This window comes from Candidatus Limnocylindrus sp., assembly GCF_040397215.1.
Lineage (GTDB): Bacteria > Chloroflexota > Limnocylindria > Limnocylindrales > Limnocylindraceae > Limnocylindrus.
Genome location: NZ_JBBAWK010000001.1, coordinates 62,254 through 89,141 on the forward strand (window position 1 = coordinate 62,254; position 26,888 = coordinate 89,141).

Here is a 26,888-nt window from a genome sequence, read left to right on the forward strand (position 1 = left end):
TCAAGGGACGCTGATCCCCCACTTCGCACCAAGCGCGCGATGTGCCGCCTGCAGCTCACTCGGTGAAAGCGACCGCCCCCAAATCACCACCTCCATGATGGTGCCGACGAAATACTTCGCTGTCCCCGCAACGAACATCCCGCCGATCCAGTTCATGCTCTCTGTCGTTGTGATGTTGAAGGCCGTCTCCGCCCCACCGTTGTACTGAAAGGCGTCAGCCGCTCCTGCAGTGGTGCGCACCGTAGTGATGGTCAGTCCGGTGACAGTACGAGCAGTTGTCGCGCCAACCGATTGACCATTGCTGTACATCCGTAGCCGACCGGACTCCATGGTGATACCAGAGAAGCGAGTCCTGCTCCCCATGAGCGGATGGCTGAGCCCATCGTTGCTTTGTCGAAAGACCAGCATTACCGTCATCGGCTCTAAGGGGATGCTGGCTGGCAACTGCACCGCCGCACCGCTGAACTGCAGGCCGGTCACTCCCGCTGTCGCCGTTGGGTAGGGTTGATATGGTCCTGCGCTTACGGGCGCGTGTTGCGCTTGGCCCGACTTGTCGAACCAGTAGCGAAGGCGCGACGAGAGCGCCATGGTTCCCGCCTCTGCGGTGTCGTACCAGAGGAGGAGCCCGCTGTTGACGCCACCAGGAGCGCCCCACGCGCCAGAGGTGAGCGATAGGTCGAGCCGAGGCGACCAGGCGGCGCCCGAGGTTGCTAGGGCGATGAGCGCGAGTGGCACGGCAACTCGCAGCCACAAACGGTGCCGACTCACTCTGGCCCCCAGCGCAGCGGGAGTGAGATGGTCGCATTGGCGGCAGTGATACTCCCGAGGAGGGTTACTTGGATCTGGCACTCGCTCGCGGCGGCGCCCGCAGAGAGTGACGCGAGTCGCCCCGTTGCAAGATTCGCCGCACTCCACGCTGCAGTGAAGAGGTCAGCGGAAGCGGTCCAGGTTGTGCTGCCAACTGGGCGACAGGTGCTGGTAAGCCGCAGTGATCGGGCCATGCCACTCGTCGCGATCGGCGCGAATCGGTCCGGATCAACGCGCAGTGTATTGGTGGTGCCAGCACACTCGCCCGCCACCCCCGTTGGGCACGGCGTGAGCGTCAGCGTCCACGTTGCCCGTCCTCCAGGGAGGAGCTGGCCGTGCGCATCGGCACCCACCAACATTGGGCCGCTCATCTCCACGCGCGCCCCTAGCGCGGAGGTGATGCCCACGTTGATGCGCCTCCCGGCGCTGAACTGTGCCGCAACGAGGTCGAGCGGGAACGAGGTGATGAGGCCGGTGGGGATGACGGCGGCGAGCCCACCTAGCACCGCCGCGTCGGAGATGCGCTCGGCGTCGGGGCTGAGGCTGGCGTCACCCTGTGTTCGACGCCACCCCGCACCCCGCTGAATGACGCGGTGTAGAAGCAACTGACCATCACTCGGTCGCTCCACCAACACCACATCGCCCACCTCACCGCCTCGCCACAGTCGCGCGGTGAGGACCAGGTCACCATCGCGAATGCTTGGCGACATTGAGTTTCCTGAAATAACGAGCATTCGCAGTCCGGCAAGCTGCGTTGCAAGGAGAAGCGTGAGCGCGGCGGCGCACCAGCGGGCTCTGCTCACTGGGTCTTGTTGCGCGCCTCGAAGGTGAAGGTCGCAGCAACCGAAGAGTCAGCGCCTGTAGTGGCACTTGCTGGCAACGTGAAGGTGAACGTGTAGGCCGCACTCTTTGCCGTCACACCAGTCACCGCACCACCATTCTGTGAGCTCCATACCGCACCGATCGGCGCTGCAAATGAGCCGTACGCCGAGAGACCGTTCAGTGCGCCGGAATAGAGCGTCTCCGCGCCCCCACCGCCAATGCTGCGCGTGATCGTTACCTGCAGTGCAGCGCCAAGTCCAGAGGGGGCGGGTGACGTACCAGTGATATCACTCCATACCGCGATCTCGGTCAGGTTTGATGGCGTCGTCACGGTAGATTCATTCAGCACCGTGATGGTTTGCGTGAAGGTGGCGCCCGGGCCAATGTTGGTCAGCGTTGCGCCACCGAAGGTGAGCTGCTGGACGCCAACCGTACTCAACGAGACGACTCCCGAGGTGGCTCCGCCAGTGACGGGCGTCGTCGCAGTGAATGCGGCGCTGGTTCGACCGACCGTTGCGCCAATTACGAGCGCACCCGCCACCACCACCGCCCGCACGGCGTGACGTGACGTCAAGAGAACTCCCTGTGTTTGCATACCGACTCCTACGAGCGGGTTATTAGGCGGGCGCAGATCCTAAGCGAATTGGTGTACCCAGTGGATAACGCCGATGAGCTACTCCAGCGGTAGTGCGATCCCGCTTGGTGCCCAGCTCTCGCCGATACGATCGATCTCTGCCGGTAGGTTGGCGATGGCACGCTCGAGAATGGTCTTGTTCACCGCAAGTCCGCTGATGGCAACTGTTGACACGTCAAGGACACCCTGTGGCGCCGGCCAGATGGAGGCGTTGAATTGGTCGATTGACCAGGCGAGGCTGTCGCCGAATCGATCCGTCTCACCACCCTGTTCGAAGACTGCCGCGCACTCACTCGGTTGATCTCTGCAGAAGGCGAGTCCGTCGGTGAGCCCAATCAGAATAAGCGCTGCTGCGATGCTGAAATCTTCATCTGCGATGGCGCTCTTCTCCATCCAGATCGCAAGGCCGCGAACGCCGGAAGTGTCACCGAGATTAATCACGTTGATGCCGTCAGGGCCAACGGGGAGCCCGCTCTTTCGTGAGATGAATTCTTGGGCACGTGCGAGGCCGTCGTACTGCGTCAGAAAGGCGGCGGCGTAGGTCCCGTCATAGAGCGGGGTGAGGTCAAGGGGAACAGACGAGTCCGCTGGGAATTTTGCAGTCACGTTCTCGGCACCCTCACGCGCGAGCAGAGCCAGGAGCGGCACCTCGTCGCCAACAATGCCCTGAACCAGAATCGTCGAGCCGCTCAGATCCGCCGCGGTGGCGGCTCCTGAGGCGGGGGCAACGAGCACCATTGAAGTTTTCTGCTGCAGATTGGCGATCATGACCAACGACTCGCGTGCGGTTGCAGATGCGACCACGGCATCTGGCGTGGCGATGTACAGCTGGAGACGCGACTTGGAGGCCACGAGGGGGAATGGGGCCTCGCCAGCGGTTGGAGCAACCTGGTCCAGCGTGATGCCTGCCGCAGCAATCGTTTCGGAGGCGGCGGCGTAGGCGAGTGGCGCCGTCAACACGTCTGGGGCGCCAGGCAAATGCACCGTTACGGCAATCTCTTTGGAGGGGCGAAGCTCACCGGCGATCGATGAGGCAGACGGCTCCACGCTCCCACCGACTGGGGGTCGGCACGCAACTGCGATCAGCGCGATGGAGAGAAGAGCGACGATGCTGTGACGTTTGGTCACCCGAATCGCCCCTGAATGTAGCCTTCGGTCAGCGCCTGCTTCGGATTCGTGAACATCTCTGCGGTTGGGCCAGTCTCAACGAGGTAACCCGCTCGATCGTCGTCCATCGAGAAGAAGGCGGTCTCATCGGAGACGCGCGACGCCTGCTGCATGTTGTGCGTGACGATCACGATCGTGTACTCCGCAGCAAGATCACGGATCAGCTCCTCGATCTTGAGGGTGGCGACCGGATCAAGCGCCGAGCACGGCTCGTCCATCAACACGACACGCGGCTTCACCGCAATGGTGCGCGCAATGCAGAGACGCTGCTGCTGCCCGCCTGAGAGGGATGTCCCAGGTTGCTTGAGCTTCTCCTTTACCTCGTCCCAGAGCGCTGCGCGGCGGAGCGAATCCTCGACGATCCCCTCAATCTCGGATTTTGACGTTCCGCCGGTCAGGCGAAGTCCACTCGAAACGTTCTCGCTAATCGACATCGTTGGGAACGGGTTCGGCTTCTGGAAGACCATCCCCACGACCCGGCGGGCACGAACGGGATCCACGTTTGAGCTGTAGAGGTCAACGCCGTCAAGCGAGATGGAGCCAGAGACGGTTGCACCTGGGAGCGTCTCGTGCATGCGATTGATCGTACGAATCAGCGTGGACTTTCCGCAGCCCGATGGCCCGATGAGAGCGGTGACGCTCTTTGGTCGAACCGCCAACGTCACATCCTTCACAGCGCGGAACGCGCCGTACCGTGCTGAGACGTTCTCAAGGACCAGGCGGCCGGCATCAGTCTCGCTGGCGGCAGCACGGGAGGTTGCCTGCGCTGCGGGTCGTGCCGCAGCCTGGGCGAGTTCGTCTTTTGCACCCGCTGGTGAAGAATTGGTGCTTCGCTTCTCGGTTGCCATGTTGCCCCTCCTTACGCTGTTCTGCTATTGACGGTTCGGCCTCGAACCAGCACGTTAATGGTGAGTGCGATGACCATCAAGATCAGCGCCGTTGCCCACGCCTGCCCGATCAGAAGATCGCTCGCCGCGGCAGCATACTGATAGATCACAATCGGCATCGCGTTCATAGTGGTGCTGAAATCGAGCCAGTTCTCCGCGTTGGTGCCTCGGGCCGTCATCAGAAGCGGCGCCGTTTCGCCGAGGGCACGGCTAAAGGCGAGAATCACGCCGGTGAGGATGCCAGGAAGTGCAGTCCGTACGCTCACGAAGAGGGCGGTTTTCCACACTGGCACGCCGAGCGCCAACGAGGCCTCGCGAATCGCCTGCGGCACCAGCCGCAGCACCTCTTGGGTTGAGCGCATCATGATCGGCACCGTGAGGATGGAGAGCGCTGCAACCGCGGCCCAGCCTGAGAAGCCCAGCACTGGCACTAAAATGAGATAGGCGAACACACCAGCGACAATGCTCGGGACCCCAAGCATTACATCGATCACGGTCTCGCCGACGGCAACCACTCGGGGCGAGGCGAACTCGGAAAGGTACACCCCGCCAGCAATGCCGATCGGCCCGCTGATGAGCACCGTGAGCCCAGTCAGCTGGAGTGATCCGACGATCGCATTGAGAATGCCCGGCTCCGTATCGAGCGGGTTGTTGAAAAAGAAGGATGGAACCAGGTACGGCGCAGCCTTGAGCACCACAAAGAGAATGAGTGCGATGAGCGGTAGGATCGCCAATATGGCGGCGACGCCCACGATGATGCGCATCGTCCAGTTGACGCGCTGCCGCGCGTGTTCACCGGAGGTTGGTTGGGTTAAGACCTTCGCAATTGAGTCTGCAGAGATGCTCATACTCGCCCCCCTCTCACAGCGAATCGACGGACGAGTACGCGCACCACAAGACTGATCACCGTTGTCAGCAGGAAGAGCGAGAGGCCGAGGGCGGCGATTGCGCCGATCGCGATCTCACCCGATGCCTCACCAATGTTGGAGGCAATCTTGCTGGCAACTGTTTGGCCAGGCTGGAAAAGCGACGATGGGATGCCCTCCGCGTTGCCAATCACCATGGTGACGGCGACCGTTTCGCCAATGGCACGACCGAGCGCAAGTAGTATGCCGCCGATGAGGCCGATTCGCGCAGTTGGAAGGATCACGTCGCGGATGACCTCCCATTTGGTGGCACCCATGCCGATGTACCCCTCGCGGAGCGAGATTGGAACGGAGCGGATGAATTCACGGCTCACGGCAACCACCATCGGAAGGATCATGATCGCTAAGAGGAATCCGGCGCGGAACACACTGTCCGCTGCAGGAGATTCCGGATCTTCTGAGAGGAAGGGGATGAAATGCCCGAATGACGACGCAATCCACCACTCGATCGTGTCGCGGAGTCGATTTGAGAGATCACCAGCCGCCCAAAGCCCAAAGACCACGGAAGGGATGGCAGCGATCAACTCCACAATGAAGGTGAGTGGTGCAGCAAGGCGGGGCGGAGCGAACTCCACGAGGAAGATGGCCGCGAAGATTCCGATTGGTGCCGCAAAGAGGACCGCGATAAGACTCGTCGCGACGGTTCCGAAGATGGCGCCGAGTGCCCCATAAAGGGCATTCGCCACTTGACCGTTCTCATCAATCGTCCCTGCTGACCAGGTTGAACTGGTCAGAAAGTCGATAGGGCTCTGGATGGTCCACAGGGGATTGCTGTAACCGACAAAGGCCACGACCAGGCCGATGAGCACAATGAAGAGAACGAGGAGGCCGGTTCCAGTGATGCGACGAAAGAGGCTGTCTGCCGACAGCCCGCTGGTTCGTCGTAGCTCCAGTCCAGCCATTTCAACTCCTTCCCATCAACGGTTCGTGATGTCGCTCGTGCGGTTAGTCCGTAGATGACTGGAGGGGCGGGCGACGATCGCCCACCCCTCCAGAGGCCCGCACTCCGCGGGCTAGCGTGAACTTATGGCCAGACGGCGGTCCCGTCCCACTTGATCGTCTTCAGCTGCGCAATCGCCGTGGTCGTCACGGAGGCCGGCAGTGCTACGTATCCCCGCGCGAGGTACGTCGAAGTCTGGCCGGAGGTGAGTGCCCAGTTCAAGAAGGCCACGAGGCCCTGGACCTGGCCCTTACCAACATTCGTACTTGTAGATGACTGGAAGTCTGTGTAGAGCAGCAACCACGAGTACCCAACGATTGGGTACGACGAAGTGCCGGTTGCAAAGACTGGCTGAACGTAGCTCGTGGTTGGATTGATTGGATCCTGGCCGGCTACGGCTGCTTGCGCGGTAAGGGCGGCCACTGCACCAGCAGCGGTTGGCTTCAGGTAGTTGAACTTGTTCTTGTTCGTACCACTCGTGAACTTGCTCTTCGTCTCAAGTGCAGCGGTCGACAAGGAATACTTGTCAGCGAACGAGCTCTCAACATAGGAGATTGAGTCCACCGTGTTCTTCACATATGGAGCGATGCCACCGTTGCCGCTCTTGCCAACGATTGCCGCGACACCAGCCGCAGTTCGCATGGCTGCAAAATACGTCCCAGGCTGCACCTTAGTTGGTGCAAAGTCGGTGCCAGACGCTGGACTGTCATTGAAGTCTGCTTCGGTGTTGGAGGTAAAGTTGCTGTGCATACCGCACTGCTTCTGCGCAGCAGTGGCGGCCTTACCCAGATACGAGGTGAAGACGTATGTCGTGCCCGAGCTGTCGCTTCGGCCAACAACCTTGATGTCGCTCGATGGCAGATTCGTAACGAGCGGGTTCAGCGCCTTGATCTTGGCGTTGTTCCACTTCTGGATCTGGCCAGAATAGATTCCGCACATCACTTCGCCGTTCAGGCGCAGCGTTGCTGCGGTCGTCTTCGTTGATGTCGAAGAGACCTTCTGCTTCAGTCCTGGGAGGTTGTAGACCACGGCAAGTGGCCCTGCAGTTGCGGGGATGACCGTGTAGTTCGTGCCAATGTTCGTTACGGCTCCGATCGAGGTCCTCGTTGCCTGGGAGAGGACGCCGTCCGTGCCAGAGAACATCTGCGTTTGGGTCATGCGATTTGCGCCATAGAAGTTGCTCTCGCCGGCGCCTGAGCCGCCGCCCGAGTAGCCAAGGATGAGGCCGTCCGCGTCAGAGGTGTGGAAAAATTCGTAGCCGGTGCAGGTGTCGGAGCTGGTTGTATTGCAGAGTGCATTCTCATCGGTAAACGAGGTGAACCAGCTCTTGTACTGCTCCCATGGGAACGTTGCGCCAGATCCTTCGATCTTGCCCTCTGTGTCCCCCCCGGCAGGGCCGGCGTTAATGTCGATGGTTGGTGCTGTTGCGCTCGCGACACCGCTGAGCATGACCGAGAGGGTCAATGCTGCTGTGACGGCGAACTTGAAGCGAGACTTGAGCTTCACGTTCAACTCCTTCGTTACTCACTGTGGCTAGGCGCCACATACCCGCCGATTACTCGGCGCGAGACCATCCTCTGCTGACGTCGTCAACGCTTCGTAATCAACTGGTTACCGCTCTGTTAATTCTGTGGCGGGTTATCCACAAAAGACGATTGTTACGGGATCGGCTACTATCCCGCCCATGCCTATTCCGCGTCGACCCTGGCTCCACGTGATTGCGGGCTGCATGAGCAGTGGCAAGACGGCCGAGGTCGTCCGCCTCCTCACCCGTCGGCAGATCGCTGGCCAGAGCGTGCTCCTGATCACCCCCGCCCGCGACACCCGCCTGGCCCCGGGAGAGGTCGTGAGCCGCACGGGCACCCGCTTCCCGAGCGTGGTGGCGCCAGATGCTGAGGCGATCCGCAACGAGGTGGCTCGCCTGAACCCCGATGCGGTGGCGATCGAGGAGGCCCAGTTCTTCGGGCCAGAGCTTCCCGCCATTATTGAAGAGATCGTTGGGGCACCGCGAACCGTGATCGTGAGTGGCCTTGATCAAGACTTCGCCGGTCGGCCATTCGCCACGATTCCCGACCTAATGGCCCGAGCTGACGAAGTAACAAAGCTCTCGGCGATCTGCGTGGTGTGCGGAAACGAGGCAACGCGCACCCAGCGGCTGCGCGATGGCAAGCCGGCACGCGCCGACGATGAACTGATCGTGATCGGCGGCATGGCTGGTGATGACACGTACGAGGCGCGCTGCCGCGCCTGCCACGAGGTGATCGCCTAGCGCGTTGGCTTTCGCGCTGGGCTTCGGCGCGGGCTCACAGATCGAATCGCCCCCCACTCCGCCACCAGCACGGCGCCGAGGATCAGCGCCCCACCAACCAGCTGAATCGCGGTCAGGCTCTCGCTAAAGAGGTAGCCGGCCGCCACGATCGTGAAGATCGGCTCTACGGTGCTGATCAGTGCTGCACGAGCGGCGCCAAGGCGCTGCGCGCCAATGTAGAAGGCGCCAATCGGAATGATGCCCGCAATGGTGGCGACCCCGATGATCGGCAGTAGGGCACTGTCGGGGATGGGTAGTGGCAAGAGCTCGCGTCCGAGCGCGGCGCGCAGCACGAACATCCCCACCGCGGTACCGAGGAGGCTGAGCGGGATGGCGGCGAGTGGTGAGGTGCCGCCACCGCCTGAGGCGCCGGTGCCGCTCTTCGTCTCACCGCCGAGGCGTGCGGCGAGGATGATGTAGCAGCTGTAGATGATCGGTGAGGCGACGCCGAGCACGAGACCAATCAACGCCGGCTCTTTCGCTTCGGGGATACCGCCCACGCCAAGGACGACGCCCGTGGTGGCGATGGCGAGGGCGATCCAGGGGCGCGGACCCGACGGTGCGTGCGCAAAGAAGATGGAGAGCACGGCGACGATCGCTGGGAAGGCGTAGGTCATGAGCCCTGCGAGCGAAGCATCAATGTAGGTGAGGCTCCCATAGTAAGTGGCGGCGTTGCCGGTGAAGAAGAGCCCGATCGCAAAGGAGCGGAGTGCACGTTCGCGGGTGAGGCCGCGGAGCGCTGCGCGTCCCGCGGGCAGCGCGAGCACCACAGCCCCAAGAATGAGCACGGCGAGCAGGTGACGCCATACGAGCAGGTCGAGCCAGTCAAAGCCCGTTGGGTAGATCGCCTTCGCAAAAAGTGAGCCTGACCCATAGCCGATCGCCGAGATGCCAACGATGAGAATCCATGGGAGACGACTTGAACGCATCGGGGAAGGATACGCGAGCGCAGCGGGGCAGGCCTGATCCGTCTCGTCTAGCATCAACGCTATGGCAAAAACGGTTTCAAAGGCAGCTCCTCGACTCACCGCCGCCACTCCACTGGCAATCGCCCTCGCGATGCTTGCTATTTACATCATTTGGGGCACGACCTATCTCGCCATCCGCGTCGTCGTTGACCCCGATCAGGGTGTGGGGATCCCGCCATTCGCGATGGTTGCCATGCGCTTCGCCTTCGCCGGTCTCGCCATGCTGGCGCTTGTCGCTCTCTTCGCCCGTGATGCGCTGCGCTCGCTGACCCGCGCGCAGATTCGCGACCAGGCGATCGTGGGCCTTGCCCTCAACGTCGGCGGGCTCGGTGTGACCTCATTCGGCGAGCAGACGATCCCCTCGGGCATCACCGCACTGCTGATCGCCCTCCTACCGATCTGGGTCGCCGTGATCGGACGCGTCGTTTACAAGGACCGCATCGCGCCGCTCAGCATCCTCGGGATCGCTGTCGGCATCATCGGCGTGGTGATCCTTATCTCGCCTGATACTGGTGACGCTGGCCTTGATCCGCTCGGCCTCGCCTGCATCCTCTTTAGCCCACTCAGCTGGGGTGGTGGTTCGATCTGGAGTCAGCGCCGCGCCGCAACACCAGCCGACTCGCGGGTCGCCGTGGCGATTCAGATGCTCGCCGGCTCCGTTGGTGGCGCCATCATCGCTACGATCCTCGGCGAGTGGGGTGGCGTGCAGTTTGGTGCGCTCGGGAGCGACGTCATCTTCGCACTCGCCTACCTCATCGTGGTGGGAAGCCTCATTGCCTACAACATCTATACCTGGCTGCTGCGCGTGGCGCCCTTCGGACTCGTCTCTACCTACGCCTACGTGAACCCAGTCGTCGCCGTACTCGCAGGCAGCTTCATCTTGAGCGAGCCGATCTCGGCACAACTCATCGCCGGTGGTGCCGTGGTTGTTGCCGGGGTGGCGATCATGGTGACGGCACGAAATCGCGCGATCGCACGCGGGGCCGCGTCACACTGAGATGAGCGCAGGCGACGCGCCACTGCGCGTCTCAAGGGCGGCGGCTCGCCGCTTCCTCGCCGAACGCCACATGCTCCTCCCGCCGCGCCAGCTCCCCGCCAGCAAGGGATCGGTGTTGGCGCTTGTTGAGCGGCTTGGCTCGCTACAGTTCGACCCAGTGGACCTTGCAGGCCGCAGCCATGAGATCGTCTGCCACGCCCGTATCGATGGGTTTGAGCCGCGCTGGGTCGATGAGCTCCTCTACGCCAAGGTGCCCGCCCACCGTGCCCTGGTGGAGCAGTACAATGGTGTGCTGGTCATCGTGCCAACGAGTGAGCTCCCCTACTATCGTCGACCTGCCGACAAGCGCCGTGAGCGCTACTGGCGCGATGGCACGTATAAGCGACTCAAGCCCTGGGCCGACACCGTCATGGCGCGCATCAGCGCCGAGGGGCCGCTCAGCGCCGCCGACTTTGGCCCCTCAAAGTCCGTTGCCTGGTCTTGGGGGCAAACTCCCGCCTATCGCGCCGCCCTCGAGATGCTGCAACTCGCTGGGTTGCTGCACCTCGCGCGCCGTGACGGATCGCGCCGCTGGTTCGACCTTGCCGAACGGCTGATCCCGCGCAACGTGCTGGAGCGCCGCGTTAGCGAAGAGGAGCAGATCGAACACACCTTCCTCGCACGACACCGCGACCTTGGCCTCGCCTCTGCCAACGGCGTCTGGGTGCAGACCGACTGGCCGCTGAAGCGCAAGGAGCTGGTGCGTCGACTCACTGAGCGTGGTGCGCTGCTTGAGATTGAGATTGACGGACTGCCAGGGCCGTGGCGTATTCCTGGTGGTGAACGCTTCGCCCTTGAGGCGGCGATGCGCGCAACGGCTGGCACGCGCCCAGTGGCCGCCGATCCGAACGCCGTCACGCTCCTCTCGCCGCTCGACCCGCTCATCCACGATCGGAAGCGCCTCGAGACGCTCTACAACTTCCACTACCGCTGGGAGATCTACACCCCCGAGAAGAGGCGAGTCTATGGCCCGTACGTGATGCCGATCCATGCGGGTGACGGGCTCGTCGGACGCATTCAGCTGCGACGTGTCAAGGAGACAGGTGCGCTCGCCATTGATGGCCTCTGGTGGGAGCGGGGCGCAAAGCCCACGCGTCACATTGCCGGGTTGGCGAACGCCATTGCCGCGCACCAACGGTTGCTTGGGTCAACAGCGGGTCAGATGCCGAAGGAGATTGCCGATCGGAGTGACGGGCGTACCTTGTTCAGGGCGCTCCGCAAGATCGCCGGCTAGACGCCGAGGTAGGCTTCGCGCACCTTCGGGTTCTTCGCCAACTTCGCGCAGCTGTCTTCAAGGGTGACCTCGCCAATCTGCAGAATGTAGCCGCGCTTGGCGATGCCGAGCGCCATCATGGCGTTCTGCTCCACCAGCAGCACCGCGGTGCCGCGCGAGTTGATCTCGGTGATGATGTCAAAGATCTGCTCGACCAAGATCGGCGCAAGGCCCATCGAAGGCTCGTCAAGTAGCAGGATCTTTGGCTGCGCCATTAGAGCGCGACCGATTGCGAGCATCTGCTGCTCGCCGCCCGACATGGTGCCGGCGGCCTGGCTCTCGCGCTCCTTCAAGCGCGGGAAGAGATCAAAGACCTTCTTGAAATCCTTCTGCACGTCGGGACCCGACTTGCGCAGGAACGCACCCATCTCGAGGTTCTCGCGTACCGACATACGGGAGAAGACGCGACGACCTTCAGGGCTGTGCCCCACGCCGAGTTTGACGATCTCGTGCGGCGCCGCAGACTCAATCGACTTCCCCTTCAGCTTGATGCTCCCCGAACGAGCACGCTCAAGGCCGGAGATGGTGCGTAGCGTTGTCGTCTTACCGGCGCCGTTGGAGCCGATCAGCGTGACGATCTCGCCCTCTTCGACCTTCAGTGAGACGCCGCGAAGCGCGTGCACCGCACCGTAGTACGTGTGCACATCTGTTAGTTCAAGCAGTGGTGCCATCGCCGTACTCCTCTCAGTGTCCCGCTGCGGCGCCGCGGCCGAGGTAGGCCTCGATCACCTTCGGGTTGGTGCGGATCTCTTTCGGTAGGCCCTCGGCAATCTTCTCGCCATGGTCGAGCACGGTGATGTGATCCGAGATCCCCATGACCACGCGCATGTCGTGCTCAATAAGCAGCACGGTGATGCCAAGCTCGTCGCGAATGCGGCGGATGAGTGCGGTCATCTCTTCGGTCTCTTTTGGATTCATGCCGGCCGCCGGCTCGTCAAGCAAGAGGAGCTTCGGTCGGCTGGCAATCGCGCGGGCAATCTCGAGCAGGCGCTGCTTGCCGTACGGCAGGTTGGCCGCCAACTCGTTCTCCATCCCAGCGAGGTCAACGAAGGCAAGGAGCTCACGGGCGCGCTGCTCAGCGGCTGCCTCCTCCTCGCGCACGCTTCGCGGGATAAAGAGTGCCCCAAGCAGGCTGCTGTGCAGGTGCACGTGCATGCCGATCAGGATGTTCTCAAGCGTTGTCAGGCTCTTGTAGAGGCGAATGTTCTGGAAGGTGCGCGCAAGGCCAGCCACCACCATGTCGTTCGGTCGCGCAGGTCGCGTGACGCCGATGCGCTTGATGAGGCGGTTGTACCAGGCCGGGCGAACGATGTTCAGGAGCAGTGCGCCGACAAAGCCGAGGAGCGCTGCGGCAACAGAGGCAACCCCCTCGACGAGGCCTGTGTCGCCACCTACAACAAGGAGGGAGTAGATCGCGAGAGCAATAAATGGAATGGTTGGCAGGATGAGGAGGATCGGCTCTCGGCCAGACCCGGTCGGGGGCGAGATGAGCGGCTTCCCGTCGAGTTCGATGGTGCCCGATGTTGGCGCGTAGATGCCCGCAATGACGTTAAAGAATGTGGTCTTCCCCGCCCCGTTTGGCCCAATAATCGCGCTAATGGAGCCGCGGGGAATCTCAAAGTCAACGCCATTCACGGCAACAAGGCCACCAAACTTTCGCGTAACGCCGCGAGCCTTCAGCATTGGCCCACCCTTCGCTGTGTTCACTTGAGGCCTCGCTTCCCGATCTTCAGTGGGGCGAATTCGCGCATGCGTCGACGAACGGGGAAGATTCCCTGTGGGCGCTTGAGCATCATCAGCACCAGCACAATGCCGTAGAGCACGTACTGGAAATCCAAGAAGTTAATCTGGTTGAGCACTGGAATATTGAAGTTTTCTACGAGGACATTTAGCTGCTTCAGCAGGATGCTCTGGAACAAATAGATGATGAAGGCACCTGTTGCTACGCCAATCGTGTTACCCATACCACCAAGAACGACGGCGGCGAGGACACTAATGGAGACGGAAAACCGGAATTGTTCTGGTGTCACGATCGTGAGCTTCGCGACGCTTACGACGCCAATGATTCCAGCGATCGAAGCGCCAACGGCGAACGCCTGGAGCTTGGCGATCACGATATTCACTCCGGAAGACTCTGCGGCGAGCTCGTCTTCGCGAATAGCGTCCCAGGTGCGGCCAAGGCGCGAATCCTGAAGACGGAAGATCATGACCATGATCAACGTAAAGAGTGCAATGACCAGTCCGTACATTGGCCACGGGTTAATGAGGGTGAACTGTAAGAGCCCTGGAATGTTTGGCTTGTCGATGCCGCCGATCCCGTTCACACCATTCGTGAATCTGTCGGAGTTCTGCAAGGTGATCGGCACAATCTCTCCAAAGCCGAGGGTCACAATCGCGAGGTAGTCACCACGAAGTCGTAACGTTGGAGCACCGAGCAATATTCCGAAGATCGCCCCAACCATGCCACCGGCGAGCAACATTGGCCAGAACGGCAGATGAATGCCAGTGAATGGCGCCGCGACGAAGGCGTAGGTGTAGCCGCCGAGCGCAAAGAACGCTGCGTAGCCGAGATCGAGAAGTCCCGCGAATCCAATGACCACGTTGAGACCCATCGCCAACATGGCGTAAATTGCTGCGTTCGTGAAAGCATTCACCCACGCATTTGTTGATTGAATGCCGTCAAATGGCGGCACGCGCGTGATGAGCGGCAGGGCGATGCTTAACAGCAAGACCCCAACAAGGATGCCGAGGCTGCGGTGAAGGCGGAAATACGCACGTACCGGCGCGAATTGAGCGTTCAGCGCAGCGATTACCCCGCTCATGCGCGGTCGCCCGTGTGCGAGCCGAGAAGGCCCGTTGGGCGGAAGACCAAAAAGATGACGAGGAGCGAGAAGACGATTGCGCCGCCCCAGCGGCCATAGCCGAATGCCGCAGCACCAACCTCAACGAAGGCAATTAAGAATCCTCCGAGCGCCGCGCCTGCCGTGTTACCGATTCCGCCAAGAACGGCGGCGGTAAACGCCTTTAGGCCGGAGGCAAACCCGAGGCTAGAGTTGGTGTTGCCGTAGTAAAAGCCGTGGATCACCCCTGCTGCCCCAGCGAGACCAGAGCCGATCAGGAAGGTGATCATGATCGTGCGATTAATGTCAACGCCCATTAGCGATGACGCGTCACGATCCATTGAGGTTGTGCGCATGGCGCGACCTGTGCGGGTTCGCGAGACGAAGATTTGCAACCCAGCCATAAGGATGATTGAGGTGGCGATCACAAACAAATTGAGGAGTGGTATTCGAGCCCCCCCGACTTGGAATGCCCATTCAATCGGAACCAGCTGGGGCACTGTGATGATGGTTGAGCCAAAGAAGAACTGGATAATATTTTGCAGGATAAAACTCACGCCAATTGCAGTAATCAACGGGGCAAGCTTGGGGGCACGTCGGAGCGGACGGTAGGCAAGTCGCTCAATCAGCGCGCCGACCAGCGCCATGCACCCAATTGTCAACGGAAACACCACAATCACGTTCAGTAGCAGGAGCGGTATGTCGCTAATGCCACCTGTGTTTCCGAGCAGACTTTTGCTAATAAACATGGCGACGAATGAGCCAACCATAAACACGTCACCGTGGGCGAAGTTGATGAGCTCAATAATGCCGTACACCATGGTGTACCCGAGGGCCACAAGGGCATAAATGGCACCAAGGGTCATGGCGTTCACAAATTGGTCGATACCGAGAACCCCGAAGGCAAGGCTGAGGAAGATGAGGATGGTTGCCGGTAGACGGAGACTGCCTACGAGGCGGCTCGGGCTCGGGCTTGTCACGCTGGCTGCGGCCATGTTCCCTCCCCCTGCATTGGCAACCCGGATGGGCTGCAGACTCATTAGTTAGATAGTGCCGCCCAGCACGGGATTCGGCAAGAGGGTGCCAGCCGCCTCGCAATTTAAAGACCCCCACCACCCTTTCGGGTGATGGGGGCCCTTACGGTGCCTAAAACAGGCGCGCGGGTCTCCCCACGCTCCTAGTTCTACTTGCCGTAGTCGATCTGCTTGACGAACTTCCAAGCACCACCGTCAACCTTGTACAGGGAGATGATGTGCTGTGAAGTGTCTCCAACGTCGTCGAATGAAACTGGTCCGAGGACCGTCTCATACTTGGTACCTGGGTGAATGATGGCTGAACGGACCGTCTCGCGGGTCACAGTGCCACCGGCGACGGCAGCCTTGATCCCCTCGATGATGATCTGTGCGCAGGCGTAGCCGGCGAAGGCATAGCCCTCAGCATCGTGGCTGTACTCAGCCTTGAACTTCACGTTGAAGGCATCCTTGCCAGGAATGTTCTCGATTGCAGCCTGTGATGCGTAGCTGTTCTCAGCGTTCATACCAGCGGTTGCAATGTAGGAACCTTCACCGGCGCCGTCGTAGATGCCATCGCCGCCGTAGAACGGCAGCGCGCCAAGGCCCGCCTGGGCAAGGGCGTTACGGAAGAGTGGAGCGCCGTCTGACGTCACACCACCGTAGAAGATCGAGTCAGCGCCGGCTGCCTTTGCAGCCGCAGCTACAGCGGAGAAGTCGGTCTCGGTTGCGGCCTGGCCCTGATGGCCTACCACGGTGCCGCCGCCAGCGACGAACTCGTCATGGAAGGCATTCGCAATCCCCACGCCATAGGCGTCGGTGGAGTCAACGATGTAGACCTTCTTCGCGCCGTTCTCAAGAGCGTACACAGCAACGGCTGGACCCTGAAGGTCGTCCGTCGTCGCGAGGCGAATGTAGTTCACTGGTCGGCCGCCGCGGAGGGCTGCACCGGCATCACCCTTCGTGAGGTCTGGGTTCGTGTTTGATGGCGAGCACTGAAGAAGTCCGGCCTCTGACGAGACAGGAATCTGTGCCAGAGCTACGGACGAGTTGAACGGGCCAACCACGGCGACAACTGTTTCGTCACCGACGAAGGTCAGCATGTCTGCAGCGCCCAGCTCTGGGTTCTTCTTGCCGTCGACAGCATGGTCAAGAACCTTCGACTTAAGGGTGTAGCCCTCAATCGTCGCTTCCTTGATTGCTAGGAGCGCGCCGTCACGGGCCGGGCCCGCTGAGGCAAGTGAAGCACCGTTGAGCGGGAAGCTGATCCCGATCGTCAGCGTCTTGCCTCCGGTTGAACCACCGCATGCAGCTGCGAGAATCGCAACCGCTGCAAGGGCACTGAGACCCTTCTTGTTAAAGACCTTCATGAGGTCCTCCTATCTACTATTCCCAACCGTTCCGGCTGGGCTCGCCTCTGTTTCGGACTACGTGATCACGTCTCATCTACCGAAGTAGATCTGACAGTGCGGCTGCGTCCGATGCAGTCGAGGAAGTTAATCATGAACGAGCACGCGCCTGTGTGCAACCTTTTCTGTGCGGCGCACTGTGCGGTGCCGTGCTCAGGAGGGGGAAGGTTAAGGAATCCGAATCTTTTGGCTAACGCCCTTCAGCGATCAGAAGGGTTGCCCCTTCGGCAACCTCCAGGGCAATCTCGCCCGCCGCTAGGTGGGCGGTCGCCAAAGCCCCCAGCCGTAATCCGCCTGCAACTGTTGGGCCGGTTGCCGTGGCGGTGGCGCCTCGGGGGCCGATAGAGATGCTCCCCATCCATGGGCCCACAACGGCGCGGGCATAGAAGTGCGGCGATGCGACGAGGGTCTGCTCGCCTGCCAGCTGCCAATCGATCGCGGTGGTGCGCGTGGCCTGATGCTCCGCATCAGTCGCACGGATCGCCTCCTCGGAGTGAAGCGGCCGCGACGGGTCGTTGCGCCCCCAGTCGGCGACACGATAGGTTCGGTCGGAGCGCTGCTGCACCTCCCAAATAAAGAGGCCGGGCATCAGCGCATGGAGGCAGCCGGTCGGCACGTCGAACACATCGCCGCGATGCGCAGTGTGCCGCGCCAGCAGTGGGGTGATGTCCCCGCCAGAGGCCAGCGCACTCGTGATGTTGGCACCGGTGACTGATGGAGAGCGCCCAAGCAGCAACTCGGCCCCAGGCGCAGCTTCAAGGACAACCCACGCCTCATGCTTGCCGATTGCATCGGGGCCGTGCATCACCTTGGCCAAGGTGTCGTCGGGGTGCACCTGCACCGAGAGTCGGTCCTGCACGTCGAGCAACTTCACCAGCACGCCGCCAGGCTGTTCGTCGGCATCACCGAACCACGCCTCGCCAATTGGGCCACTCGGCGCCGCGTCGGGGGCGAGTGCTCGGAGTCGGTCACCACCCCACACGCGCCCAACGAGGCGGGGCGAGAGGATGTGCGTGTCGCGCGGTGCAGACATTTTCATGGAGAGAGTCTAGGCGAGGGATCCCGCCTCGAAGGGGGTGATCGCGCCCTTCAGGCGAGCACGCTCGCGACCGCCTTGGCCACGACGGGGATCTTTGCGGTGGAGAGGCCGGCCATATTGATACGACCACGGGCGACGAGGTAGACCGCGTGCTCGTCGCGGAGGCGCTTCAGCTGGTCGTCGGTGAGGCCAAGGAGCGAGAACATGCCGTGATGGTCAAGCAGGTACGAGAAGTCGCCTGCGCCAGCGGCGGTGAGCGCAGCGGCGAAGGCGGCACGACTATTTGCAATGCGGGTGCGCATGCCACTGACCTCGCCCTCCCACTGTGCGCGGAGGGTTGCATCGCCAAGGATGGTGGCCACGATGGCGCCGCCATGCGCCGGTGGGTTCGACCACATCGTGCGGACCGCCATGCGCGCATGTGATGCGATCGAGGCCGCTGCAGCACCATCGGCTCCAATGATTGCCAGGCTGCCGACGCGCTCGTTATAGAGGGCGAAGTTCTTGGAGGAGCTGCTGGCGACGAGCACCTCGCAGCCAGTCGCCAAGAAGGCGCGCAGCGATGCGGCATCTTCAATCAGCCCTTCACCGAATCCCTGATACGCAAAGTCGAGGATCGGCAGGATGCCGCGATGGGCAATCTGGCCTGCGATCTCGCTCCACTGCTCGGGCGTTGGTTCGATCCCCGTTGGGTTGTGGCAGGCGCCGTGCAGGATCATCGCGTCGCCACCCTTTGCCGCAGCGATCGCATCGAAGAGTGCACTGGTGTTCAGCGATCGCGCATCGTCGGTGATCCAGTCGTGTCGTCGCGCCGTGATGCGCGATGACTCAATGATCTGCGTGTGGTTTGGCCAGGTTGGTTCGCCCACCCAAATCTCCGCGCCGGGCCGAAGTCGCGAAACGAGGTCAACTGCAAGGCGCACTGCGCCGGTGCCGCCTGGCGTATGGATCATCTGCACGCGTTCGGTAGCGGCGGGCTCTATCTCTCCCCATGCCCCGCCTACGGTGCGGAAGAGGAGTGATTTGGCCGCCGCTAAAAAGGCGGGGTCACCACTAATCGGCATATAGAGCTTTGAGGTGGTTGAGGCGAGCAGGCGCTCTTCCGCAGCGCGGACGCTCGGCAGGATCGGGGTGACACCCTGCTCATCCATATAGACACCAGCGGCGAGGTTGATCTTGTGCGGGCGTGCGTCGGCACGGTGGAGCTCAACGATCCCGAAGATCGGATCGGTTGGCGCATCGCTGATTCGTGCAGAGAGGACTCCTTCAGACATGTTGCGAGTCTAGCCGCGCGACGCGGGCGGCGCGTTTCTGCCTACGGGCGTACGATCGCGCCGATGAGCTTCTTTGACCTTGATCCGATCGGCTGGACCTTCGTCGGCCTTCTGGCCGGCGGGCTCTCCTCAATACTCGTTGGCGGCCGTGCCGCGCGGGGCTGCCTCCCGAACATTCTGGTTGGCATCCTCGGCGGCATCGTGGGTGGCACCCTCGCCAAGGGTGCGGGCTACGGCGACCCAGGCGGATTCACTGGATCGGTCTTCGTGGCGCTACTCGGATCGGTGATCTTGCGCCTGGCACTCGAATTCGTGGATCGGCGCCCGCGACGATGAGTGACGAGAAGATCGTCGAGAAGCCGTTCAGCCCTGGCCTTGCCGGCGTCGTTGGCGCCGAGACGGCAGTCGGTTACGTCGACGGTGCCGCGGGTCGCCTTCTCTATCGCGGCTACCCCATTGAAGAGGTCGTCACCAAGGGGAACTACGCCAACGTCCTCGATCTCCTGCTCACTGGCGAGTGGCACCCGAACGCACAGCTTGCTCCCGAGAAGGTTCCTCCAGCCGTTCTCGCCGCACTTCGACTGCTCCCCGCCCACGCCCATCCAATGGATGCACTGCGCACCGCCATCTCGGTCTGGGGCGCAGGTGAGCGACTCGGCTGGCCGCCAACCGCTGACGAGGCGAAGCGCATTGCCGCGTTTGCGCCATCGGCGCTCGCCGCATTTGCACGACTTCGACAAGGGCTCGAGCCCGTTGATCCGCAGCATGGACTTGGCATCGCGGCGGCGTTCTTACAGCAGCTGCACGACAAGGAGCCCGAGCCGGCGACCGCCCGCGCGCTTGACGCCTACTTGATGGTGGGCGCGGAGCACGGTCTGAACGCCAGCACCTTCACCGCGCGCGTGATCATTGCCACGCGATCAGACATTGCTTCGGCAATCTGCGGCGCCGTTGGCGCGATGAAGGGGCCGCTCCACGGCGGTGCACCCGCCGAGGTCATCGGCCAGCTCGGTGAGATCGGCTCCATAGATCGCGCCGAGGACTGGGCGCGCGGCAAGCTCTCCCGCAAGGAGTTGATCATGGGCTTCGGCCACCGCGTCTACCGCGCGTACGACCCGCGTGCCGCTGCGCTGCGCAAGGTTGCCGAGGCGATGCCAACGAGGCCAGCCTGGCTGGAGCTCGCCATCGGCGCCGAGGAGCAGATTCTCAAGGTCTTTGAAGAGATGAAGCCGGGCCGCGCGATGAAGACCAACGTTGAGTTCTACGCCGCCGCCGTGCTGCAGGGTGTTGGCCTTATGCCTGATCTCTTCCCGGCAACATTCGCGCTGGCGCGCATCGCCGGTTGGTCAGCGCATGCGATCGAGCAGGCTGGCGTCGACAAGCTGATTCGCCCAGACGCAAAGTACATCGGCCACGCGGAGCGACATCTTCCGTAATGCGCACACGGCGCAAGTTTTTACTAGACGCGTCACTCTTTCTCCTTCTCGCCTTGGTCCCGGCGAGCGCAAAGGCGGTTCGGGCCACGCCCCGAAAACTGCGCTCAATCAGCCTGCGGGTTCCTGTCCTTATGTACCACCGCATCGCCCCTAGTAGCGAGATTGGGAACAGCCTTCCAGACCTCGTGATTTCACCGTCCCAGTTTGAATCCCAGCTAACTGCGCTGAAGCGCGCAGGTTGGGCAACAGTGACCGCGGCGACGCTTGCCGAACATCTTGGAACGGGGGAGCCGCTCCCGAAGAAGACGATGGTAATCACCATTGACGATGGGCGAATTGACGGATACACATACGCTTTTCCAATCTTGCAAAAGCTTGGTTTTGTTGCGACCTACTATGTGATCACTGGCAGAGTTGCCCGAAGCGAGTACCTGACTGTCACACAGTTGCAAGAGATGGCTACTAGTGGCATGGAGATCGGAAATCACACACTGACCCATATAGATGTTTCAAAGAAATCAACGGCGTACATCACGAACGAGGTTCTCCAGGCGCAAGACCAGCTGACCACTTGGCTTGGTGTTGCTCCGGTAACGTTTGCTTACCCGTATGGTGCTCATCCAAAAAGCCTAGAGCAGGCCGTCGCCAAGGCCAACCTACGACTAGCGTTCACCACGGTATTGGGCAAGGTTCACACCCCAAAAACGGCCTTGCTGTCACCCAGATTGCGAGTACAGCCCTCAACTACCGATATGAGGCTTGTAGCGCTCCTTACCAGTCCCTAACAAGATCGCGCCAAACGGCGCGCCGGCGGGTTTGTCAGTCAATTAGTCTCGGCGCGAGAGCCCCGCGCTCAGGCCGGCTGCGCCGACGAGTGCCGGGATACCAAACAGTGCGATGGCTATGAGCAGGGTGCTTAGGTCACTTGTCGTGCCTACGCCGCCAACGTTTGCTCGCTCTTCACCGTTAATCGGCATCGCGTCATACATCGCCTCAGCGAGCTCGAGTGTGCCAACGCTGTTCTGGGCAACGAGGCCCGCCTCAGTTTGGCTAAAGGTCAGCGCGCCACCGAGGAGGATTGCGCTGAACGTTGTCTCTGCCGCGTTTAACTCCTCGCAGAACATCTTCGTGGAGAGAAGATCGGTCACGGTGAACGTGCCATCGCTATTGGTGGTCACAGTGCCGCCAAGCTGATTGCATCCGACCGTTGCGCTGAAGCTGCCGTTATCACCAAAATACATCTGGCCAGCGATCACTTCGTAGCGAACACCACTGAGTGATACCGCGAGGATGGCGAACTGGCGACCGAACGATGGGACGATCTCACCGCCGGTTCGCGCGCAGATCGTGCTGCCGTCTGCTGTCATCCAGCAGGCGTCACCGCCAACAGGAGGATCCACTGGGAGCCCTGACTGGCACATCACGGGCGCCGCGCCGGTGGGATCAGGTGCACATGGGTCTTCTGCGACGACCGTCTGGATATAGACGCATTCGGCTGGCGCACCTTCAGGGATTACCGCGACGCCGTCGACGACGTTGACGGGTGGGCACTCCACGCCTGAAGAGGCGGGTACCGGGGTGACCTCGTCTGCGGCGGCTACGGGGCGCGCGCTTGGTGAGATCAGTAGTCCAAGCATCAGAACGGCGGTGAATACCTGAGTCATAGCTGCCTCCTACGGTTACGGGCCCAAAGGACCCTTCGCCACCTAAACGCCCGGGAGGCGGGATCGGTTCCCCGCCTAGAGCTCTCCGCGGAGCGCCTTGGCGAGCTGCTCGCCGTGGTCGAGGGGGTGCTTGGAGTAGATCCGCAGCAGGTCGTCAAGCGTGAAGCGCCCGCGCTCGCTGTGCTCCGCATAGCGGGTCAAGTCTGCCTCCGTGAGGTGCTGGAGCACGTTGAACGTGCCCGCCCGCACCGCCGAGAAGACCGCGAGTGACGTCTCAATGGGATCGGTCTCATAGCCGAGCGCTGGGCTCGCCGCCCAGGCGCCCTCGTCGTATCCCTGAATAAGGGAGCCAGCTGGCTCTGCAACCAGGCGTCGCAGTCGCGCGTATGACTGCGCCTCGCTGTCGGCCAAGTGGTGGATCACCTGACGCGGCGACCAACCCTCTGGGTGCTTGGCGTCGAGCTTCAGGTGATCGAGTGCGGCAACCTGCTCTTCGAACGCTTTCGTTGCCGCCTGATAGGCCGCGACGCGTTCGGCGAAACTCACTTGCCAGTGACCCAATCGATCATGTTCGACATCAGTGGCGCAAAGCCGTTCCATTGCACGAATGGCTCTGGGCACCAGTGCGGTCCGATGTCCGAGGTCCACACCAGTGATCGGCCCTTGCCAACCTGTGTCGTAGCGATGAGTGGATCGCCACCGACTGAGGCAACAAGTGTTGCGCCAGGCTTCAGCACCACCTTGTTGTAGCCAAGCAGTGCTGGCATGCCAGCAGGAACACCGGCGAGCACTGGATGGTTTGCATCAACGATCACGGGCTGCGCACCCTCTGGTGCCTCAACGCGATCATCGTGGGTGAGGCAGGTCACTGGAAGCACGCGCTCGACGGCGCTGCCAGCGAAGCGCGCCTTCGCCTCAAAGCCTTGGAAGCTGAGATAGCCGCCGGCCATGATCAACGCGCCGCCGTTCTCCACCCACTCGGCGAGGAGCTTCAAGCGATTCGGCGTTGACTTCCCGTGCAGCCACGTTTCAATTGGGAGAAGGAACGAGTTAGTGCCGATGTCGGAGAGCACGATCACGTCGTACTTGCTCAGCTCTGCTGCGGTGTGCGAGAACTTTGCTGGCACATCGTGCGCGTACATCTGCTCAACCTCGTGGCCCTTGGAGCGAAGGGCGCCGTTGTACCAATCGGCACCGGAGTGGAAGGTGACGCTGGTGAAGGAGTCAAACCCCTTGTAGTGCGTTGCCTCAGATACCCACGACTCCCCAACGAGCAGAACGCGCTTTCCCATGAGCTCCCCCTTCTGGCGCTAGCGCGCCTCCTCAAATAGCCGACGCGGATTATCCGTCATCATTGCAATTCCCTGCTTGAGCGACACGCCATGGCGCACCAGCCGTGGCAGGAAGAACTCCACGATGTGCCCGTAGCCTGGCCCACCGTTCGCGCGCAGCAGGATCTTCATGAAAATGTCCTGCGACATCAGCACGCGATCGCCGTACCCATCCGTAACGAGCCGTGCGATGTTGCGCGCATCATCTTCGTCGCTGGTGCAGGCGGCCTGCTGGTCGGCGTAGAAGACTTGCATGCCGATCATGTCGTACTGCAGATAGATGCCGCGCTTCAGCAGGCGCGTTTGGTACTCGTAGTCATCACCGCTCGGGTTGGAGTGACAGAGCACCACGCTCTGCATCGGCACCCCCTGCGCCGCAACGAAGTCGAGCACCTCGTCGCCGAGGCGATACCAGCCCGGCATGTGGATCTGGATCGGCACACCCGTCTCGCGCTGCGCCAGACAGGCACCGGCGAGCGAGTTGCGCTCGCGATTGGTGAACGGCTGGCCAACGAAGATCTCGCCGATGAAGCCGGCGCGGATGTTGGTTCCCTGTGCGCCGACGGTGAGGTCACGCACGATGCGATCGGCGATCTCACGCACGCTGCCGTCGAGGTGTTCTGGGCCATGAACGGGGTCGAGGAAGATGCCGCTCCCCATCACCACGTTCAACCCCGACTCGCGGCTGATGCGTGCCAGCCCCTCGGGGTCGCGACCGTTCCCCTTATCGGCGCAGGCCTCAAGGATCGTGCGGCCACCCTGGGCGGCGAAGCGCTTCACCTCAACGATTGCCGACTCGATATCGTCGAGCACACAGTTGTCCTTGTTGAGGAATGGGTCGTGGCGCAGCTCCCAGACGTTGGTGATGGAGACCTTCTCGTCGACAAGCTCCATGGAGCGAGCAGAATCGTCGTAGGGCGGATGCCACCACGGCGTGACGATGTTGAAGAGGTGCTCGTGCGTGAGGGTGAGCCCCATCTCGGCGCTCTCGATCTCACCGGTGACCGTTTGAATCTTGACCATGTGGTTAGCTTGCCTCTTCAAAGAGCCGACGTGGGCTCGCGGTCATCATGCTAATTCCCTGCTCGAGCGGCACGCCGTGCCGGGCGAGTCGCGGCAGGAAGAACTCGACCAGATGGCCGTAGCCTGGACCGCCGTACGAGCGCAGCAGCGTCTTCAAGCCGATGTCTTGCGACATCAGCACCTTCTGGCCGAACCCATCACGCACCAGGCGGGCAATGTTGCGCGCATCGTCTTCGTCGCTGCTGCACGACGCCTGCTGATCCGCGTAAAAGACCTGCATGCCAATCATGTCGTACTGCAGATAGGCGCCGCGCTTGAGCAGACGCGTCTGATACTCATGGTCGTCGCCACTCGGGTTGGAGTGGCAGAGCACGATGCTCTCCATCGGCACGCCGTGTGCCGCGCAGAGGTCGAGCACCTCGTCGCCTAAGCGGAACCAGGCGGGCATGTGGATCTGCATCGGTAGGTGCGTCTCGCGCTGTGCAATGCACGAACCAGCAAGTGACTTGCGCTCTCGTGCCGTGAACTCACTACCCACACCAATCTCACCAATGATTCCCGACTTCACCTTGGTGCCAGGTGCACCCTCCGTAATGTCGCGAATGAGATCGTTGGCGATGTCGCGTTCGCTCTTGGCGTCGTTCGCTTCGGATTGTGACCCGTCAAGGTAGTAACCCGTTCCCATGATGATGTTGAGTCCGGTGCGTGTGCTGATCGTGGCAAGCCCCTCAGGATTACGACCATCGTTATAGCCACTCGTCTCGATGATCGTCTTGCCGCCCTGGTCTGCAAACCGCTGCACCTCTTTGATGGCAAGTTCAACGTCTTGAACAATGAGGTTGTCTTTATTGATGAACGGGTCGTGCTTGAGCTCCCAGATGTTGCTGATGGAGACCTTCTCGTCGACAAGCTCGCGCGATCGCGCTGAATCGTCGAATGGCGGGTGCCACCAGGAGGTCACGTCGCCGAGTAGGTGCTCGTGCGTGAGGGTGAGGCCCATGTCGGCGCTATCTATCTCGCCGGTGACGGTTCGGATCTTGACCATGGCGGCTAGCTCGCCGATTCGAAGAGTTGACGCGGATTCGCGGTCATCATCGCGATTCCCTGCTCCAGTGGCACGCCGTGTCGGGCGAGTCGCGGCAGGAAGAACTCAACCATGTGCCCGTAGCCTGGGCCGCCGTAGGAGCGCAGGAGGCTCTTGAGGAAGATGTCTTGCGACATCAGCACCTTCTGACCGAAGCCGTCACGCACTAGGCGTGCAATGTTGCGCGCGTCATCTTCGTCACTCGTGCACGAGGCCTGTTGGTCGGCGTAGAAGACCTGCATGCCGATCATGTCGTACTGCAGATAGGCACCACGCTTCAGCAGACGCGTCTGGTATTCGTGATCGTCACCACTCGGATTGGAGTGGCAGAGCACGATGCTCTCCATTGGCACGCCGTGGGCTGCGCAGAAATCGAGCACCTCATCGCCGTAGCGGAACCAGGCGGGCATGTGCACCTGCATTGGGATATGCGTCTCGCGCTGGGCGATGCAGGCACCGGCGAGTGACTTGCGCTCACGCGCGGTGAACTCACTGCCGACGCCAATCTCACCAATGATCCCCGACTTGATCCCTGTGCCGCGTGCCCCTTCGGTAATGTCGCGAATCAGCTCGTTAGCAATGTCATGCTCACTCTTAGCGTCGTTCGCTTCTGGCTGCGATCCGTCGAGGTAGTAGCCCGTCCCCATGATGATGTTGAGGCCGGTTCGTTTGCTGATCGTGGCAAGCCCTTCGGGGCTACGGCCGTTGCCGTCGGCGCTCGTCTCGATGATCGTTTTTCCGCCCTGATCAACGAATCGCTGCACCTCCTTGATGGCCAATTCAATGTCTTGCATGGAGCAGTTGTCTTTATTGATGAACGGGTCGTGCTTCAGCTCCCAGATGTTGGTGATGGAAACCTTCTCGTCGACCAGTTCGCGCGATCGCGCTGAATCGTCGAGTGGCGGATGCCACCAGGAGAGGACGTCGTTCAGAAGATGTTCGTGAGTCAGCGTCAGACCGAGGTCTGCGGAGCTGATGGGGCCAAGAACGCTCTCTACCTGCTTCATGTG

Annotated in this window: 28 protein-coding genes; 6 read left to right on the forward strand and 22 right to left on the reverse strand. The window is 61.7% G+C overall.

Annotated elements, in window-relative coordinates; all coding sequences use genetic code 11:
* From AC3LCN_RS00285 to AC3LCN_RS00320, 8 genes are all read right to left on the reverse strand, one after another.
* The gene (locus AC3LCN_RS00285; RefSeq protein WP_488648092.1) at nucleotides 1–768 is read right to left on the reverse strand and encodes a hypothetical protein; all 768 of its coding nucleotides are present in this window, start codon (nucleotides 766–768) and stop codon (nucleotides 1–3) included.
* Entirely contained in the window at nucleotides 765–1,610 is an 846-nt protein-coding gene (locus AC3LCN_RS00290; RefSeq protein WP_488648093.1) for a S24/S26 family peptidase, read from the reverse strand. The genes AC3LCN_RS00285 and AC3LCN_RS00290 overlap by 4 nt, the downstream gene beginning before the upstream one ends.
* The gene (locus AC3LCN_RS00295) at nucleotides 1,607–2,224 is read right to left on the reverse strand and encodes a hypothetical protein (protein ID WP_488648094.1); all 618 of its coding nucleotides are present in this window, start codon (nucleotides 2,222–2,224) and stop codon (nucleotides 1,607–1,609) included. The genes AC3LCN_RS00290 and AC3LCN_RS00295 overlap by 4 nt, the downstream gene beginning before the upstream one ends.
* Before the next feature lie 78 nt (nucleotides 2,225–2,302).
* Nucleotides 2,303–3,391 (reverse strand): ABC transporter substrate-binding protein, encoded by a 1,089-nt coding sequence (locus tag AC3LCN_RS00300; RefSeq protein ID WP_488648095.1) that lies wholly within the window; start codon nucleotides 3,389–3,391, stop codon nucleotides 2,303–2,305.
* Entirely contained in the window at nucleotides 3,388–4,278 is an 891-nt protein-coding gene (pstB, locus tag AC3LCN_RS00305) for a phosphate ABC transporter ATP-binding protein PstB (RefSeq protein ID WP_488648096.1), read from the reverse strand. Before pstB ends, AC3LCN_RS00300 begins: the two co-directional genes overlap by 4 nt.
* Nucleotides 4,279–4,289: 11 nt before the next feature.
* Entirely contained in the window at nucleotides 4,290–5,165 is an 876-nt protein-coding gene (gene pstA / locus AC3LCN_RS00310; RefSeq protein WP_488648097.1) for a phosphate ABC transporter permease PstA, read from the reverse strand.
* Nucleotides 5,162–6,145 (reverse strand): phosphate ABC transporter permease subunit PstC, encoded by a 984-nt coding sequence (pstC, locus tag AC3LCN_RS00315; RefSeq protein WP_488648098.1) that lies wholly within the window; start codon nucleotides 6,143–6,145, stop codon nucleotides 5,162–5,164. The genes pstA and pstC overlap by 4 nt, the downstream gene beginning before the upstream one ends.
* 122 nt (nucleotides 6,146–6,267) lie before the next feature.
* Nucleotides 6,268–7,689: a substrate-binding domain-containing protein gene (locus AC3LCN_RS00320; RefSeq protein ID WP_488648099.1), complete on the reverse strand. Its 1,422-nt coding sequence runs from the start codon at nucleotides 7,687–7,689 to the stop codon at nucleotides 6,268–6,270.
* Between the two features lie 178 nt (nucleotides 7,690–7,867).
* On the opposite strand from AC3LCN_RS00320, the gene AC3LCN_RS00325 reads away from it, so the two are divergent.
* Complete coding sequence (locus AC3LCN_RS00325) at nucleotides 7,868–8,452, forward strand: thymidine kinase (protein WP_488648100.1); 585 nt, start codon at nucleotides 7,868–7,870, stop codon at nucleotides 8,450–8,452.
* Here the strand turns inward: AC3LCN_RS00325 and AC3LCN_RS00330 are convergent.
* A complete protein-coding gene (locus AC3LCN_RS00330) occupies nucleotides 8,449–9,420 on the reverse strand; it encodes a DMT family transporter (RefSeq protein ID WP_488648101.1) in 972 nt (323 codons plus the stop codon). The genes AC3LCN_RS00325 and AC3LCN_RS00330 overlap by 4 nt on opposite strands.
* 61 nt (nucleotides 9,421–9,481) lie before the next feature.
* On the opposite strand from AC3LCN_RS00330, the gene AC3LCN_RS00335 reads away from it, so the two are divergent.
* Nucleotides 9,482–10,456, forward strand: coding sequence for an EamA family transporter (locus tag AC3LCN_RS00335; RefSeq protein WP_488648102.1), 975 nt, complete (start codon nucleotides 9,482–9,484; stop codon nucleotides 10,454–10,456).
* 1 nt (nucleotide 10,457) lies between these two features.
* Complete coding sequence (locus tag AC3LCN_RS00340) at nucleotides 10,458–11,729, forward strand: DNA glycosylase AlkZ-like family protein (protein ID WP_488648103.1); 1,272 nt, start codon at nucleotides 10,458–10,460, stop codon at nucleotides 11,727–11,729.
* Here AC3LCN_RS00340 and AC3LCN_RS00345 read toward each other — a convergent pair.
* The 7 genes from AC3LCN_RS00345 to AC3LCN_RS00375 all read right to left on the reverse strand — a co-directional run bounded on the left by AC3LCN_RS00345 (nucleotide 11,726) and on the right by AC3LCN_RS00375 (nucleotide 19,340).
* Nucleotides 11,726–12,439, reverse strand: a complete 714-nt coding sequence (locus AC3LCN_RS00345) for an ABC transporter ATP-binding protein (RefSeq protein WP_488648104.1) — start codon at nucleotides 12,437–12,439, stop codon at nucleotides 11,726–11,728. The two genes, AC3LCN_RS00340 and AC3LCN_RS00345, sit on opposite strands and share 4 nt — an antisense overlap.
* 13 nt (nucleotides 12,440–12,452) lie before the next feature.
* Complete coding sequence (locus AC3LCN_RS00350) at nucleotides 12,453–13,475, reverse strand: ABC transporter ATP-binding protein (protein WP_488648105.1); 1,023 nt, start codon at nucleotides 13,473–13,475, stop codon at nucleotides 12,453–12,455.
* On the reverse strand, nucleotides 13,472–14,590 hold the full coding sequence (locus AC3LCN_RS00355; protein ID WP_488648106.1) for a branched-chain amino acid ABC transporter permease: 1,119 nt from the start codon (nucleotides 14,588–14,590) through the stop codon (nucleotides 13,472–13,474). Before AC3LCN_RS00355 ends, AC3LCN_RS00350 begins: the two co-directional genes overlap by 4 nt.
* On the reverse strand, nucleotides 14,587–15,648 hold the full coding sequence (locus tag AC3LCN_RS00360) for a branched-chain amino acid ABC transporter permease (RefSeq protein ID WP_488648107.1): 1,062 nt from the start codon (nucleotides 15,646–15,648) through the stop codon (nucleotides 14,587–14,589). Before AC3LCN_RS00360 ends, AC3LCN_RS00355 begins: the two co-directional genes overlap by 4 nt.
* 143 nt (nucleotides 15,649–15,791) lie before the next feature.
* On the reverse strand, nucleotides 15,792–16,988 hold the full coding sequence (locus AC3LCN_RS00365) for a branched-chain amino acid ABC transporter substrate-binding protein (RefSeq protein ID WP_488648108.1): 1,197 nt from the start codon (nucleotides 16,986–16,988) through the stop codon (nucleotides 15,792–15,794).
* A gap of 229 nt (nucleotides 16,989–17,217) precedes the next feature.
* Nucleotides 17,218–18,066, reverse strand: a complete 849-nt coding sequence (locus AC3LCN_RS00370) for a type I phosphomannose isomerase catalytic subunit (protein ID WP_488648109.1) — start codon at nucleotides 18,064–18,066, stop codon at nucleotides 17,218–17,220.
* 50 nt (nucleotides 18,067–18,116) lie between these two features.
* Nucleotides 18,117–19,340 (reverse strand): amino acid aminotransferase, encoded by a 1,224-nt coding sequence (locus AC3LCN_RS00375; protein ID WP_488648110.1) that lies wholly within the window; start codon nucleotides 19,338–19,340, stop codon nucleotides 18,117–18,119.
* A 63-nt stretch (nucleotides 19,341–19,403) separates the two neighbouring features.
* Between AC3LCN_RS00375 and AC3LCN_RS00380 the strand changes: the two genes are divergently transcribed.
* Genes AC3LCN_RS00380 through AC3LCN_RS00390 form a run of 3 tightly spaced genes read left to right on the forward strand, consistent with a single transcriptional unit; the run spans nucleotide 19,404 to nucleotide 21,561 of the window.
* Entirely contained in the window at nucleotides 19,404–19,676 is a 273-nt protein-coding gene (locus AC3LCN_RS00380; RefSeq protein WP_488648111.1) for a GlsB/YeaQ/YmgE family stress response membrane protein, read from the forward strand.
* A complete protein-coding gene (locus tag AC3LCN_RS00385) occupies nucleotides 19,673–20,776 on the forward strand; it encodes a citrate/2-methylcitrate synthase (protein ID WP_488648112.1) in 1,104 nt (367 codons plus the stop codon). The genes AC3LCN_RS00380 and AC3LCN_RS00385 overlap by 4 nt, the downstream gene beginning before the upstream one ends.
* The gene (locus AC3LCN_RS00390) at nucleotides 20,776–21,561 is read left to right on the forward strand and encodes a polysaccharide deacetylase family protein (protein WP_488648113.1); all 786 of its coding nucleotides are present in this window, start codon (nucleotides 20,776–20,778) and stop codon (nucleotides 21,559–21,561) included. The genes AC3LCN_RS00385 and AC3LCN_RS00390 overlap by 1 nt, the downstream gene beginning before the upstream one ends.
* Nucleotides 21,562–21,603: 42 nt before the next feature.
* Here AC3LCN_RS00390 and AC3LCN_RS00395 read toward each other — a convergent pair whose 3' ends face one another.
* From AC3LCN_RS00395 to AC3LCN_RS00420, 6 genes are all read right to left on the reverse strand, one after another.
* Nucleotides 21,604–22,440: an META domain-containing protein gene (locus AC3LCN_RS00395; protein WP_488648114.1), complete on the reverse strand. Its 837-nt coding sequence runs from the start codon at nucleotides 22,438–22,440 to the stop codon at nucleotides 21,604–21,606.
* A 75-nt stretch (nucleotides 22,441–22,515) separates the two neighbouring features.
* A complete protein-coding gene (locus AC3LCN_RS00400; protein WP_488648115.1) occupies nucleotides 22,516–22,986 on the reverse strand; it encodes a DinB family protein in 471 nt (156 codons plus the stop codon).
* Nucleotides 22,983–23,732 carry a glutamine amidotransferase gene (locus tag AC3LCN_RS00405; RefSeq protein ID WP_488648116.1) on the reverse strand — a complete coding sequence of 250 codons (750 nt, stop codon included), beginning with the start codon at nucleotides 23,730–23,732 and terminating at the stop codon, nucleotides 22,983–22,985. Before AC3LCN_RS00405 ends, AC3LCN_RS00400 begins: the two co-directional genes overlap by 4 nt.
* Nucleotides 23,733–23,750: 18 nt before the next feature.
* Nucleotides 23,751–24,794, reverse strand: coding sequence for a phosphotriesterase family protein (locus AC3LCN_RS00410; protein WP_488648117.1), 1,044 nt, complete (start codon nucleotides 24,792–24,794; stop codon nucleotides 23,751–23,753).
* Between the two features lie 4 nt (nucleotides 24,795–24,798).
* Nucleotides 24,799–25,839 (reverse strand): phosphotriesterase family protein, encoded by a 1,041-nt coding sequence (locus AC3LCN_RS00415; RefSeq protein WP_488648118.1) that lies wholly within the window; start codon nucleotides 25,837–25,839, stop codon nucleotides 24,799–24,801.
* 5 nt (nucleotides 25,840–25,844) lie between these two features.
* Nucleotides 25,845–26,885: a phosphotriesterase family protein gene (locus AC3LCN_RS00420; protein WP_488648119.1), complete on the reverse strand. Its 1,041-nt coding sequence runs from the start codon at nucleotides 26,883–26,885 to the stop codon at nucleotides 25,845–25,847.
* Between the last annotated feature and the right edge of the window lie 3 nt (nucleotides 26,886–26,888).

Bases quoted from the DNA above. Each gene is read 5' to 3' on its own strand.
- AC3LCN_RS00295 (WP_488648094.1), bottom strand. From the start codon at position 2,224: ATGCAAACACAGGGAGTTCTCTTGACGTCACGTCACGCCGTGCGGGCG.
- pstB (WP_488648096.1), bottom strand. From the start codon at position 4,278: ATGGCAACCGAGAAGCGAAGCACCAATTCTTCACCAGCGGGTGCAAAA.
- pstA (WP_488648097.1), bottom strand. From the start codon at position 5,165: ATGAGCATCTCTGCAGACTCAATTGCGAAGGTCTTAACCCAACCAACC.
- pstC (WP_488648098.1), bottom strand. From the start codon at position 6,145: ATGGCTGGACTGGAGCTACGACGAACCAGCGGGCTGTCGGCAGACAGC.
- AC3LCN_RS00325 (WP_488648100.1), top strand. From the start codon at position 7,868: ATGCCTATTCCGCGTCGACCCTGGCTCCACGTGATTGCGGGCTGCATG.
- AC3LCN_RS00330 (WP_488648101.1), bottom strand. From the start codon at position 9,420: ATGCGTTCAAGTCGTCTCCCATGGATTCTCATCGTTGGCATCTCGGCG.
- AC3LCN_RS00335 (WP_488648102.1), top strand. From the start codon at position 9,482: ATGGCAAAAACGGTTTCAAAGGCAGCTCCTCGACTCACCGCCGCCACT.
- AC3LCN_RS00340 (WP_488648103.1), top strand. From the start codon at position 10,458: ATGAGCGCAGGCGACGCGCCACTGCGCGTCTCAAGGGCGGCGGCTCGC.
- AC3LCN_RS00345 (WP_488648104.1), bottom strand. From the start codon at position 12,439: ATGGCACCACTGCTTGAACTAACAGATGTGCACACGTACTACGGTGCG.
- AC3LCN_RS00355 (WP_488648106.1), bottom strand. From the start codon at position 14,590: ATGAGCGGGGTAATCGCTGCGCTGAACGCTCAATTCGCGCCGGTACGT.
- AC3LCN_RS00360 (WP_488648107.1), bottom strand. From the start codon at position 15,648: ATGAGTCTGCAGCCCATCCGGGTTGCCAATGCAGGGGGAGGGAACATG.
- AC3LCN_RS00365 (WP_488648108.1), bottom strand. From the start codon at position 16,988: ATGAAGGTCTTTAACAAGAAGGGTCTCAGTGCCCTTGCAGCGGTTGCG.
- AC3LCN_RS00370 (WP_488648109.1), bottom strand. From the start codon at position 18,066: ATGAAAATGTCTGCACCGCGCGACACGCACATCCTCTCGCCCCGCCTC.
- AC3LCN_RS00375 (WP_488648110.1), bottom strand. From the start codon at position 19,340: ATGTCTGAAGGAGTCCTCTCTGCACGAATCAGCGATGCGCCAACCGAT.
- AC3LCN_RS00380 (WP_488648111.1), top strand. From the start codon at position 19,404: ATGAGCTTCTTTGACCTTGATCCGATCGGCTGGACCTTCGTCGGCCTT.
- AC3LCN_RS00385 (WP_488648112.1), top strand. From the start codon at position 19,673: ATGAGTGACGAGAAGATCGTCGAGAAGCCGTTCAGCCCTGGCCTTGCC.
- AC3LCN_RS00390 (WP_488648113.1), top strand. From the start codon at position 20,776: ATGCGCACACGGCGCAAGTTTTTACTAGACGCGTCACTCTTTCTCCTT.
- AC3LCN_RS00395 (WP_488648114.1), bottom strand. From the start codon at position 22,440: ATGACTCAGGTATTCACCGCCGTTCTGATGCTTGGACTACTGATCTCA.
- AC3LCN_RS00405 (WP_488648116.1), bottom strand. From the start codon at position 23,732: ATGGGAAAGCGCGTTCTGCTCGTTGGGGAGTCGTGGGTATCTGAGGCA.
- AC3LCN_RS00410 (WP_488648117.1), bottom strand. From the start codon at position 24,794: ATGGTCAAGATTCAAACGGTCACCGGTGAGATCGAGAGCGCCGAGATG.
- AC3LCN_RS00415 (WP_488648118.1), bottom strand. From the start codon at position 25,839: ATGGTCAAGATCCGAACCGTCACCGGCGAGATAGATAGCGCCGACATG.
- AC3LCN_RS00420 (WP_488648119.1), bottom strand. From the start codon at position 26,885: ATGAAGCAGGTAGAGAGCGTTCTTGGCCCCATCAGCTCCGCAGACCTC.